The organism is Mesorhizobium sp. M5C.F.Ca.IN.020.32.2.1 (assembly GCF_004023105.1).
GTDB classification, from domain to species: Bacteria; Pseudomonadota; Alphaproteobacteria; order Rhizobiales; family Rhizobiaceae; genus Mesorhizobium; species Mesorhizobium wenxiniae.
In genome coordinates, this window is record NZ_RZSX01000109.1 from 1 (window position 1) to 10,741 (window position 10,741).

At 62.2% G+C, this 10,741-nt stretch carries 11 protein-coding genes; 3 read left to right on the plus strand and 8 right to left on the minus strand.

The window, feature by feature from the left end; translation table 11 throughout:
• Nucleotides 1-133: 133 nt before the first annotated feature.
• Nucleotides 134-1,348 (minus strand): MFS transporter, encoded by a 1,215-nt coding sequence (locus tag EOA86_RS08105; RefSeq protein ID WP_128341177.1) that lies wholly within the window; start codon nt 1,346-1,348, stop codon nt 134-136.
• A gap of 91 nt (nt 1,349-1,439) precedes the next feature.
• On the opposite strand from EOA86_RS08105, the gene EOA86_RS08110 reads away from it, so the two are divergent.
• Nucleotides 1,440-2,411, plus strand: a complete 972-nt coding sequence (locus EOA86_RS08110) for an AraC family transcriptional regulator (RefSeq protein ID WP_065009761.1) — start codon at nt 1,440-1,442, stop codon at nt 2,409-2,411.
• A 52-nt stretch (nt 2,412-2,463) separates the two neighbouring features.
• Here EOA86_RS08110 and EOA86_RS08115 read toward each other — a convergent pair whose 3' ends face one another.
• The 7 genes from EOA86_RS08115 to EOA86_RS08145 all read right to left on the minus strand — a co-directional run bounded on the left by EOA86_RS08115 (nt 2,464) and on the right by EOA86_RS08145 (nt 9,158).
• Nucleotides 2,464-3,549: an ABC transporter ATP-binding protein gene (locus EOA86_RS08115; RefSeq protein WP_029348302.1), complete on the minus strand. Its 1,086-nt coding sequence runs from the start codon at nt 3,547-3,549 to the stop codon at nt 2,464-2,466.
• Entirely contained in the window at nt 3,549-4,658 is a 1,110-nt protein-coding gene (locus EOA86_RS08120; RefSeq protein WP_128341178.1) for an ABC transporter ATP-binding protein, read from the minus strand. Before EOA86_RS08120 ends, EOA86_RS08115 begins: the two co-directional genes overlap by 1 nt.
• Entirely contained in the window at nt 4,655-4,864 is a 210-nt protein-coding gene (locus EOA86_RS08125; RefSeq protein ID WP_065009763.1) for a hypothetical protein, read from the minus strand. Before EOA86_RS08125 ends, EOA86_RS08120 begins: the two co-directional genes overlap by 4 nt.
• Nucleotides 4,861-5,820: a carbohydrate ABC transporter permease gene (locus EOA86_RS08130; RefSeq protein WP_029348306.1), complete on the minus strand. Its 960-nt coding sequence runs from the start codon at nt 5,818-5,820 to the stop codon at nt 4,861-4,863. Before EOA86_RS08130 ends, EOA86_RS08125 begins: the two co-directional genes overlap by 4 nt.
• Nucleotide 5,821: 1 nt before the next feature.
• Nucleotides 5,822-6,727, minus strand: coding sequence for a sugar ABC transporter permease (locus tag EOA86_RS08135; protein WP_029348308.1), 906 nt, complete (start codon nt 6,725-6,727; stop codon nt 5,822-5,824).
• Nucleotides 6,728-6,800: 73 nt separating this feature from the next.
• Nucleotides 6,801-8,117: an ABC transporter substrate-binding protein gene (locus EOA86_RS08140; RefSeq protein WP_128341179.1), complete on the minus strand. Its 1,317-nt coding sequence runs from the start codon at nt 8,115-8,117 to the stop codon at nt 6,801-6,803.
• 357 nt (nt 8,118-8,474) lie between these two features.
• The gene (locus EOA86_RS08145) at nt 8,475-9,158 is read right to left on the minus strand and encodes a TetR/AcrR family transcriptional regulator (RefSeq protein ID WP_065009766.1); all 684 of its coding nucleotides are present in this window, start codon (nt 9,156-9,158) and stop codon (nt 8,475-8,477) included.
• 111 nt (nt 9,159-9,269) lie between these two features.
• Between EOA86_RS08145 and EOA86_RS08150 the strand changes: the two genes are divergently transcribed.
• The gene (locus tag EOA86_RS08150) at nt 9,270-10,466 is read left to right on the plus strand and encodes a Tm-1-like ATP-binding domain-containing protein (protein WP_128341180.1); all 1,197 of its coding nucleotides are present in this window, start codon (nt 9,270-9,272) and stop codon (nt 10,464-10,466) included.
• An 11-nt stretch (nt 10,467-10,477) separates the two neighbouring features.
• Nucleotides 10,478-10,741 (plus strand): phosphoenolpyruvate hydrolase family protein (locus EOA86_RS08155; protein ID WP_164891621.1); only part of this gene is annotated, 264 nt, incomplete at its 3' end.

A 10,741-nucleotide genomic window follows, 5' to 3' on the forward strand; every position in this document is an offset into this window, starting at 1 on the left:
ATCCATCCCTTCGCCGAGGATGTCAGCGAAGGGAGCGAACGAAGCGCCTACGTCAACATCCATTGCATAGACGATCTCGATCTGGACGCTGTGCCGATTTTCGACTTCGACGGCCGCGCGGTTTGACGGACCCTCAACTGTCGGCTGCCTTTGGGCCAAGCCGGAACGCCGCCAGGGCCGCCAGCAGCGTCGCGATCCCGCAATAGGCGAACGCACTGGCGACGCCGGCATTGTCGACCAGCAGGCCGCCGAAAACGGCGCCGAGCGCAATGGCCACCTGGAACGTGGCGACCATCAGCCCGCCGGCGCTTTCGGCCTGGTCGGGAGCGGCTCTTACCAGCCAGGTTTGCAGTCCGACCGGCACCGCACCGAACGCAAAGCCCCAGGCGGCAACCGCCATTGCCGCCACCACGGGTGAGGCACCGAGAACGAGCAGCAGGAGCGCTGACAATGCAATCAGCAGAGGCGCCAGGCCGACGGCTGCCTTGAGATTGCGCTCGGCCATGAAGCCGCCGGCGAAATTGCCGAAGAACCCACCAATGCCGTAGGCGAGCAGCACCAGCGAGATCGTCTCGATATCCAGTGCCGGAACGTTCTCGAGAAATGGCCGGACATAGGTGAAGCCGGCAAAGTGTCCCGAGGCCACGAGCACGACCACCAGAAGTGCTGCCCTGATCGTCGACCGCTTCATCACCTCCAGCAAGGTGCGAAAACTGGCAACGCCCGCCGGCGGCAGCTTCGGAAGGGTGGCGACCTGCATCAGCAGCGCCAGGGCCCCGACAACAGCCGCGATCATGAAGGCCGTTCGCCATCCCCAGACGTCGCCGACATAGGCGCCGACCGGGGCCGCACAGACCGTCGCCACCGAAACGCCGGTGAGAATGATCGACATGGCGCGCGGCATTAGCCGCATCGGAACAAGCCGCATCGCCATCGCCGCCGACATCGACCAGAAGCCGCCGAGGCTGATCCCGAGCATGATGCGGGCGATCAGAAGAACGGGAAGCGAGGACGCAAACGCCGCCAGGAGGTTCGACAGGATCAGGAGGACCGTCAGCGCCCACATGACCAGTCTGCGATCAAGCCGTTTGGTGATGACAGCCATAGTCGGGGCGGCGATCGCGCCGACAACGGCCGTTGCTGTCACCGCTTGGCCGGCAGTGCCCTCCGTCACACCGAGGTCCTGCGCCAGCGGCGTCAGCAGGCTGGCAGGCAGGAATTCTGCGGTTACGAGCCCAAACACACCGAGCGCGAGGGATACGACCGCCCCCCACGCCGGCTCGGCTCGCTCGTCGCTTTCGGCGGGATCGAGAACGGCGTCCATGACGCCTGTCGCGGGTTCGGTCATTATGGGATCTCCGGCTGGTTGCAGCGCAACATTTGGCTGCAGTGCAAGATAGGGAGTGACCGTCTGGAGTTTCCATGCTAGAAACACCATCATGCTTGACCATTCGTCCAAAGTTCCGGTCACTGGCGATCCGCTGACGGACATATTGCGCGGGTTGCGTCTTGATGGCGTCGAGTATGGCCGGTGCGAAATGAAGGAGCCCTGGGGCATCCAGTTCCCGGCTCAGCCGGCGGCGCGATTTCATTTCATCGGCCGCAGAGGATGCTGGTTGCTGCAGCCGTCCGGCGAATGGGTGGAACTCAATGCAGGCGACGCGGTGCTGTTGCCGCGCGGTGCAGCACATGTCTTGGCCAGCGAACCGGGCACCGAGGCTTCGCCGATCCAGGGTTACGAGGTCGCAGAGGTCTGCAAGGGCGTTTACTGCCTGTCGAACGAAGGCTGCCGGCCGGGGACCCTGCTGTTTTTCGGCAGCATGTATTTCAATCTCGATGGTTTGCACCCTTTGCTGGGCATGATGCCGGATGTCATGCGTGCGCACGAACTGGAAGCCTATGAACCGGCCATTCCGCATCTGCTGGAGGCCATGGCGCGCGAAGTGACGATGGAGCGCGTCGGCTCCGGCGGCATTCTGGCACGGCTTGCCGATGTGATGGCCGCCACCGTCATCCGGTCATGGGTCGAGCGCGGCTGCGGCGACTCGTCCGGATGGATCGCGGCCGTGAGAGACCGCGAGATCGGTCGCGTGCTGGCGGCGATCCATCTCGAACCGGACCGCGATTGGACGGTGGAAACGCTCGCCAGGATGATGGGCGCCTCGCGATCGAGTTTCGCGGAACGCTTCGCGACGATCGTCGGCGAAACCCCGGCGAGATATGTCACCCAGGTGAGAATGCACCAGGCACGGCAATGGCTGGTCCGCGACCGGCTGAAGATTTCCGTCGTCGCCGCTCGCCTCGGTTATGAATCCGACGCCTCGTTCAGTCGGGCGTTCAAGCGCGTTATCGGATCGGCTCCCAGCCATTTTCGGGCCGAGGAACAGGCTGAGACCCGCCAAGCCGGCTAAACCTGGACAGAGGCTTCAAGCCGCTTCGCATCCTCCCGCCCAACGGGTGCGCTTAGCCCGCGTGGCGGAGACTAATCCCGCTTCCCTTGTCGAACAGCACCACCTTGTCCGGATCCCAGGCAAAGCGCACCGGCTGCTCGATCTCGACATCGGTTCTGGCCGGCACCGTGGCCCGCAGCATGGCGTCGCCGACCCGCAGGGTCAGGATCTTTTCGACGCCATGGTTCTCGACATCGTGGACGCGCGCTTCCACCGGCGCCCCGCTCTCGAGATAGACATCCTCGGGACGAATACCGAAGACGAGCGGGCGACCGTCGGTCGCACCGCTCGTCTTGGCACCCCCCGTAAAAGGCAGCTCGAAATTCAACGGTGCCATCACCGCGCGGCCGTCGACGAGCTTGCCGTCGATAAGGTTCATCGGCGGCGAGCCGACGAAGCTCGCCACATAGGTGTCGCGCGGATTGTTGTAGATCTCATACGGCGTGCCGGTCTGGACGATGCGGCCATGATTGAGCACGCCAACCTTGTCGCCCATCGACATCGCCTCGATCTGATCGTGCGTGACGAACAGGAAGGTCTGACCAAGGTTCATTTGGATGTTCTTCAGCTCGGTGCGCAGCGCCTCGCGCAGCTTGGCATCAAGGGCCGACAGCGGCTCATCCATCAGAAATACGCGGGGCTTCCTGACGATGGCGCGACCAATCGAGACGCGCTGCATCTCGCCGCCAGAAAGGCGATCCGTCTTGCGGTCGAGCAGATGCTCGATGCGCAAGGTCTTGGCAACGCGGTCGACGCGCGTCTTGATCTCGTCGGGCTCGATGCGGCGGATTTTTGGCTTCAGCGGAAATTCGAGGTTTTCGCGCACCGTGTACCGCGGATAAAGCGAGTATTGCTGCAGAACCAGCGCCACGTCGCGCTCGGCCGCACCCCAGTCGGCGACATCAGCGCCGTCGATGAATATCTGCCCCTCGTCCGGCTCTTCCAGGCCCGCGATCATGCGCAGCGTCGTCGTCTTGCCGGCGCCGGTCTCGCCGAGCAGCACGAAGAACTCGCCGTCGGCAATGTCGAGATTGAGCCCGGTCAATGCGGTGTGATTGCCGAATGTCTTCGAGATGTTCTTGAGCTGGATATGGGCCATCAGAGTCTCACCCCCAGCGAATTGCCGCTTGTCGTGTCGAAGAAGTGCGCCTGCGCCGGGTCGAGCTTGGCGAAGACCTGGACCCCCGGCTTGCCGACGAAACCGGAACGGGTGCGGGCGCGCAACATCTGTGCCCCGACCTTGAGGTCGACGATATCGTAAGAGCCAAGCGGTTCGATGATGTGCGCCTCGACCGGCAGATAACCGTCCGCCGGCTCGCGCGAGACCATCACGCCTTCGGGGCGGATGCCGAGTGCAAGGCGATCCTGCTCGACGCTCGCGGCGTCGAGCTGGCCGACCAGTTCGGCCGGGAAAAGGAACCCTTCCGCGGCACCGTCGACGGTGACCCTGGCGCCGGAGCCGTTCATCGTCACCGCCGCGTTGGCGATGTTCATCACAGGCGAGCCAACGAATTGCGCGACAAACAAATTGGCCGGGTGCGCATACACTTCCGATGGGCTGCCTACCTGTTGCAGAACGCCCTCATGCATGATGACGATGCGGTCGGCAAGGCTCATTGCTTCGATCTGGTCGTGGGTGACGTAGATGGTGGTCGAGCCCTGCTTGATGTGCAGCCGCTTGATCTCCGCACGCATCTCCTCGCGCAGCTTGGCGTCGAGCGCGCCGATCGGCTCGTCCATCAGCATCGCCTTCGGCCGCCGCACCAGCGCCCGGCCGATCGCCACCCGCTGCATGTCGCCACCCGACAGCGCCGACGGCTTCTTGCCGAGCAGGTCGGTGATCTGCAGCACTTTGGCGACCGAGCGCACCTCGCCGTCGATCTCAGCCTTGCTCTTGCGCATTGCGCGCAACGGAAAAGCGATGTTCTCGTAGACGCTCATATGCGGATAGAGCGAGAACGATTGGAAGACCATCGCAATGTCGCGGTCGGCAGCCTTGAGATGCTGGACCGGCTTGCCGTCGATGAGGACATCGCCGCCGTCGATCGTCTCCAGTCCGGCGATGGCGCGAAGCGTCGTCGTCTTGCCGCAGCCCGATTGGCCGAGCAGCACGATGAACTCGTTGTCGTCGATCTTGAGATTGAGGTCCTTGATGACCTGAACGGCGCCAAAGAATTTCTGGACGCCACGAAGCTCGATCTGGGTCATGGGTGACCTTCTTTTTCCGGCGCGCCGGTCGCCTGCGGCTTCTGCCTTGGACCGACCCAGCCGGTGATCATGAACGTCAGCAGCCCGACAATGATGATTGTCAGCCCGTAGCGGTGCAGGAAGAGATTCCACGGCTGGCAGAGCGCGATGATGCCGCACACCATCACGATCTCGGCCGTGCGCTGGATTGTAGCATGGCGGATCATTTGCGGATCGCTCCGAAGGACATGCCGCGCAGGAGGTGGTTGCGCAGCAGGAAGGTGAATATGGCGACGGGCAGCAGGAACAGGAAGGTGCCGGCCGCGATGACCGTCCAGTCGGGCAGGCCGGAACCGACCTGGCTTGGAATGAACGGCGGCGCCGTCTGGGCGCGGCGGTTGGTCATGATCAGCGCGAAGGCGTATTCGTTCCACGCCGTGATGAAGCAGAACACGGCGGTGGCGGCGATGCCGGTGGCCGCCTCCGGCAGCACGATTTTGAAGAAGGCCTCCATGCGCGTATAGCCGTCGACGAGGGCCGCCTCCTCGTACTCCTTCGGAATTTCGTCCATGAACCCCTTCATCAGCCATACAGAGAAGCTGAGGTTGAAGGCGGTGTAGAGGATGATCAGGCCCCAATGCGTGTCGTTGAGGCCGACCGCCCGGTACATCAGGAACATCGGGATGGCGACGACGACCGGCGGCAGCATGCGCGTCGACAGGATGAAGAAAAGCAGGTCCTGTTCCCCCTTTATCTTGAAGCGCGAGAACCCGTAAGCCGTGAAAGTGCCCATGCCGACGGCGAGGATCGTCGAGGTGATGGCAACGATCAGCGAATTCATGAAGCGGCTCGGATAGCCGGACCACTGCACCTCGCCCCTGCCCGAGCGCACCACCTTCTCGCCGCCGTCAAACACCAGGCGCTCCCACCACGGGGCGGCGGCGTATTGTTCCGGCGTCGGCGCAGTGCGCAACTGCGACCGCTTGGTGAAGAGCTTTACGAAAGGCGATATCTCCGGCTGGAACACCACCGTCGGCGGGATGGTGGTGGCGAGGTTGCGCGGCTTGAACGCCGTCGACGCTATCCAGTAGATCGGCGCCAGGAAGATAATCGTCACGATCAGCACACCGACGATGGCGAGCTTGTTGAACGAACGCTCGGTAGAGGTGGTGACGGCGGCCATTCTAGCGCTCCTTCACCTTGTTCAGGTATTTGACGTAGATGTTGGTGATGGCCAGGATCATGATCAGCACGATGTAGGCGAGCGCGCAGGAGCGCCCGGTCTGCCATTCCTGGAACGCCATCTTGTAGAGCCGGATCGAGATCACCTCGGTGGTCGGCTGGCTGGTCAAGATGTAGGCGAGATCGAAGGTCTTGAACGCCTCCATGGTGCGAAAGATGATCGCGATCATCAGGATCGGCGCGACCAAAGGCAGAGTAATGCGAAAGAACGTATAGAACGAACCGGCGCGGTCGATCGCGGCTGCTTCGTAGAGGTGCTTCGGCACTGCCGACAGGCCGGCGAGCGACAGCAGCATGACGAATGGCGACCACATCCAGATGTCGGTGATGGCAACCGCGTAGAGCGCCATGTCGGGGTTGGACAGCCACTCGAAGGAGCCGAGGCCGAGCGTATAGTTGATGATGCCGAAGGACGGATCGTAGAGCAGTTTCCAGAACAGGCCGACGACGGCCATCGACAGCATCATTGGCAACAGCAGCAGCGTCGTCAGCAGGCCCTTCAACGGGATATCGCGATTGAGCAGCAGCGCCACGCCGAAGCCGACGATGACCTGGCCGACTACGGAGACGATGACATATTTGGCGGTGATTGCGAAATTCGACCAGATGAACGGGTCGTTGAGCAGCTCGCGGTAATTCTGCAGTCCGACGAAATTGGCCGCCGCGGGGCTCGACGCGCGAAAGTCGGTGAAGGAATAGCCGAGCGAATAGATCAGTGGAAAGATGTTGAAGACGATCAGGAAAACGATCGTCGGAATGATGAAGAGATTGCGGATCGTGAGGTCGCTCATGCCGCGGGCGGCGGAGCGCGAGTTGGGATCCAGCGTGGTCATGACTGCAGTGGCCAAGGCCCGTTCCTTCCTTGTCCGGAAAAGAAAACGGAAGGGACGGGCTCCCGCCCCCTCCGAACGTTGGTGCCGTTTACTTCACGCGGTTGTATTTCTTGAACGTCGCGTTCCAGTCCGCAGCAAGCGAATCGAGCACTTCCTTGGCCGTGCCCTGATTGCCGGTGATGTACGGATAGACGCGTTGGTTCATCTGGATGAGCAGCTCGGCATATTCCGGCGTCGCCCAGAAGTCCTTCACCTTGAACATGGTTTCGTAGAAGGCCTTGTTGTAAGGTGTGGCGTTCTGGAATTCAGGCGACTCGAGCACCTTGGCGCTCGCCGTGTAGCCGCCGAGTTCCGCCCATTTCTTCTGCGTCTCGTCTTTGATGAACCATTCCAGGAACTTCATCGCCTCTTCCTGGTTCTGGGAGTAGGAGATGACGGAGATACCCTGGCCGCCGAGCGCGGCGAACTGGTCGCCGTTCGGTCCTGGCGGGTTGGCGAAGAAGCCGGTGGCCTTGGCATTCGGGTTCGAGGCTTCGTTGATGAGCGCCGGGAAGAAGGCGAAGTAGTTCATGCTCATCGCCGCCAGGTTCTCGGTGATCGCCTGGTTGTCCTCGATGAAGAACGCCTTGGCCCAGCCAGGAGGGGTGAAGGAATAGAGCTCCTTGTAGGCCTCGAGCGCCTTGACGTTCTGCTCTGAGTTGATGATGCCGTCGACCTTGTAAGTGGCATAGTCGCCAAGTTCGCCGCCAAAGGAGAAGATGGCGTTCTCGACGCCCATCACCAGAGCGTCGTAGGAGTTGTCGGTGTAGATGGCGACACCGTAGCGCTTTTCGTCGGGACGGTGGAAGAATTCGGCGATGTCGCGCAGCTGCTTCCAGTCCTTCGGCACGCCGAGATCGTAGCCGTACTTGGCTTTGAAGGCTTCCATCTCCTTCGGGTCTTCGAACCAGTCCTTGCGATAGGACCAGCCGACCGCGTCGCCCTCGGCCGGGATCGACCAGTATTTGCCGGAGTTGGACGGATATTCGGCGTAGTATTTCACCGTCGCCGGCGCCATCACTTCCTTCAGGTTGTGCTTGTTGAAGAAGTCGGTGAGGTCGACATAGTGGCCCGCCTCGGAGGCGGCGCCGATCCACTGGGAATCGCCGACGACCATGTCGTAGGCGCTGCCCTTGGCGTTGAACTCGGTGAATGCCTTGGTCTGGAAGTCGGACCAAGGCGTGGTTTCGACCGTGACCTTCACGCCGCTCTCGGCCTCGTAAAGGTTGACGAGTTCCTGCAAATAGTTTGCCGGATCCCATTCAGCCCAGAATATGGTGAGTTCCTTGTCCTGCGCGTAGACGGACGTTCCGCAGGCGAGCACTAAGCCGATACCAGCAAGCATGCTGGTCATTGTCTTGCGCATAATGATTTCCTCCCTTGTGCGCATTCTACCGTATCATGCGAGCCGGCGGTGAGGCCGACCCTGGTAGTTCTCCCGTGTGGTGGCAGCGTTTCGGTTTCGAGCCTCCTCGCTCGGCCGGAATGGATCGCAGCCCTCACTTTTAATCCGCCTATTGTCCTGATCTGGTATTACCAATTTCGGACACACGTCAAGCTCTTTCTTGGACGATGGCAGCCCCTCAGACAAGCGGATTCCAGCAACATCTGTCTGTTTTTCTTAAATTTTCCTACTCCTTGATACGCAGGGGCCTTGCTCGCGTTACGGAACGTCGACTATTGTCGGTAATCATTATCCCAAACTGGTCGAACCAGATCGATACTATTCCGTGGCTGTCGCCGGCGCGCTTCTGCCTCCTTCGGTTACCGATTCCATCACTGCAGCCCGCACTAGGGCGCCGGCTGCCCATTGCGCTACCGACATCATCTTGCGGCTGTCCAGCCCCCATATGTCCTTCAGTATGATGAGCACTTCGACGCCGAAGATCAACGACAGGGCCTGCGCCAGGCGCTTGAATTCGCGTGGCGGCAGCCGGTGCTTGAGCGGTGCGATCGCGTCCTTGAGCAGATCGACGCGATGGCCGCGCGTGAAGGCCGGCTCGCCGCCCAGCGTGCCTGCCTGCCGCCGCGCCCACTGGTCGAGCGACAGTTTCAGCGCCGCCTTGAAGGTCGCCTCGAAGGCTTCGATGCGCGGCATGGCCGTGTCGAACAGTTCAACGACGCGGCGCTCGGGATCGGCCGAGGCTGATTTCCAGGTGAGGATCGGCCCGAGTCCTTCGTCGACCACCGCCTGCACCAGGGCAGCCTGGCTTGGAAAATATCGATAGGCGGTGGCGCGGGAGACTTCTGCTGCTTCGGCGACCTCGCTGACCGAAGGCGTGGCGCCCGCCTGCATCAGCCTTGTCGCCGTCTCCAGCATCAGCCGTCTTGTGCGCGCGCGCGGTCCGCGTGCGGCTCCAGAACCGGCATCGTCGGAAACCGCCGCTTGTTGACGTGAGACATTCATGTCAATATGATACGCGCGTCTCAAAAAATTGCAATGGCCTTCGCGATGCCGAACGGCCGGGCAAAGAGTGGCAGGCGGCAACGTCGAGCGCGCCTAGAACTAGGGAACGCAATGAAGCGCGTCTATGTGGTGGGCACCGCCGACACCAAGGGTGAGGAACTCGCCTTTCTGGCCGATGCGGTCGCTGCTACCGGTGCTGCTGTCGCCCGCATCGATGTTGGAACGCGCAACCCAACCGTGCCGGTCGATGTCTCGGCCGAAGAGGTCGCGGGCCACCATCCCGGCGGCAGCAGTGCCGTACTGAGCATCGACGACCGCGGCACCGCAGTGGCGGCAATGGCCATCGCTTTCACCCGGTTTGTTGAATCGCGACCCGATATAGCAGGTGTGATCGGCATTGGCGGTGGTGGCGGCACTTCGATCATCACATCAGGCATGCGCGCGCTGCCGCTCGGCCTGCCCAAGATCATGGTTTCGACGCTCGCCTCGGGCGACACCGCACCTTATGTCGATGTCTCCGACATCGTGATGATGCCGTCGGTGACCGACATGGCCGGCCTGAACCGGCTGTCTCGTGTCGTGCTGCACAACGCCGCCCAGGCGATATCAGGCATGGCGGCAAAGCCGGCGGAGCCGCCCGACGGCAGACCGTCGATCGGCCTCACCATGTTCGGCGTGACCACGCCGTGCGTGACTTCCATCGCCGAACAGCTCCGATCGATCTATGACTGCATGGTCTTCCACGCCACCGGCACCGGCGGCCGCACCATGGAGAAGCTTGCCGACAGCGGCTTGCTGTCCGGCGTGATCGACATCACGACGACAGAAGTCTGCGACCTTCTGTTCGGCGGCGTGCTGCCGGCGACCGAAGACCGCTTCGGCGCGATCGCCCGCACCAGGCTGCCCTATGTCGGTTCGGTCGGCGCGCTCGACATGGTGAATTTCTGGGCGCCGCCGACCATTTCGGAACGCTATAGCGGGCGGCTGCTTTACGAGCACAATCCTAACGTGACGCTTATGCGCACGACACCTGACGAAAGCCGCAAGATCGGCGAATGGATCGGCACCAAACTGAGCCTCTGCGATGGCCCGGTGCGGTTCCTCATTCCCGAAAAAGGCGTCTCGGCGCTCGACATCGAAGGCGGCGCTTTCTTCGACCCCGAGGCCGATGCAGCACTCTTCGAGGCCATCGAGCGCACGATCAAGCCTGGTGACACGCGAAGCGTGACGCGCCTGCCGATGCACATCAACGATCCCGAATTCGCCAAGGCTGCGGTTGCGGCTTTTCTCGACATCGCCAGACAGTGAGAGACGAAGCCATGGCCGCCATACCGCGCAAGAAGATCCTGGAAAAATTCCGCAAGATGATTGCCGGCGGCGTGCCGATCGTCGGCGGCGGCGCCGGCACCGGTCTGTCCGCCAAGGCCGAAGAGGCCGGCGGCATCGACCTGATCATCATCTACAATTCCGGCCGCTACCGCATGGCCGGGCGCGGCTCCGCCGCCGGCCTGCTCGCCTATGGCAACGCCAACGAGATCGTCAAGGAAATGGCTTATGAGGTGCTGCCGGGGGTGAAGAAGACG

Bases quoted from the DNA above. Each gene is read 5' to 3' on its own strand.
- EOA86_RS08105 (WP_128341177.1), bottom strand. From the start codon at position 1,348: ATGACCGAACCCGCGACAGGCGTCATGGACGCCGTTCTCGATCCCGCC.
- EOA86_RS08110 (WP_065009761.1), top strand. From the start codon at position 1,440: ATGCTTGACCATTCGTCCAAAGTTCCGGTCACTGGCGATCCGCTGACG.
- EOA86_RS08115 (WP_029348302.1), bottom strand. From the start codon at position 3,549: ATGGCCCATATCCAGCTCAAGAACATCTCGAAGACATTCGGCAATCAC.
- EOA86_RS08120 (WP_128341178.1), bottom strand. From the start codon at position 4,658: ATGACCCAGATCGAGCTTCGTGGCGTCCAGAAATTCTTTGGCGCCGTT.
- EOA86_RS08125 (WP_065009763.1), bottom strand. From the start codon at position 4,864: ATGATCCGCCATGCTACAATCCAGCGCACGGCCGAGATCGTGATGGTG.
- EOA86_RS08130 (WP_029348306.1), bottom strand. From the start codon at position 5,820: ATGGCCGCCGTCACCACCTCTACCGAGCGTTCGTTCAACAAGCTCGCC.
- EOA86_RS08140 (WP_128341179.1), bottom strand. From the start codon at position 8,117: ATGCGCAAGACAATGACCAGCATGCTTGCTGGTATCGGCTTAGTGCTC.
- EOA86_RS08145 (WP_065009766.1), bottom strand. From the start codon at position 9,158: ATGAATGTCTCACGTCAACAAGCGGCGGTTTCCGACGATGCCGGTTCT.
- EOA86_RS08150 (WP_128341180.1), top strand. From the start codon at position 9,270: ATGAAGCGCGTCTATGTGGTGGGCACCGCCGACACCAAGGGTGAGGAA.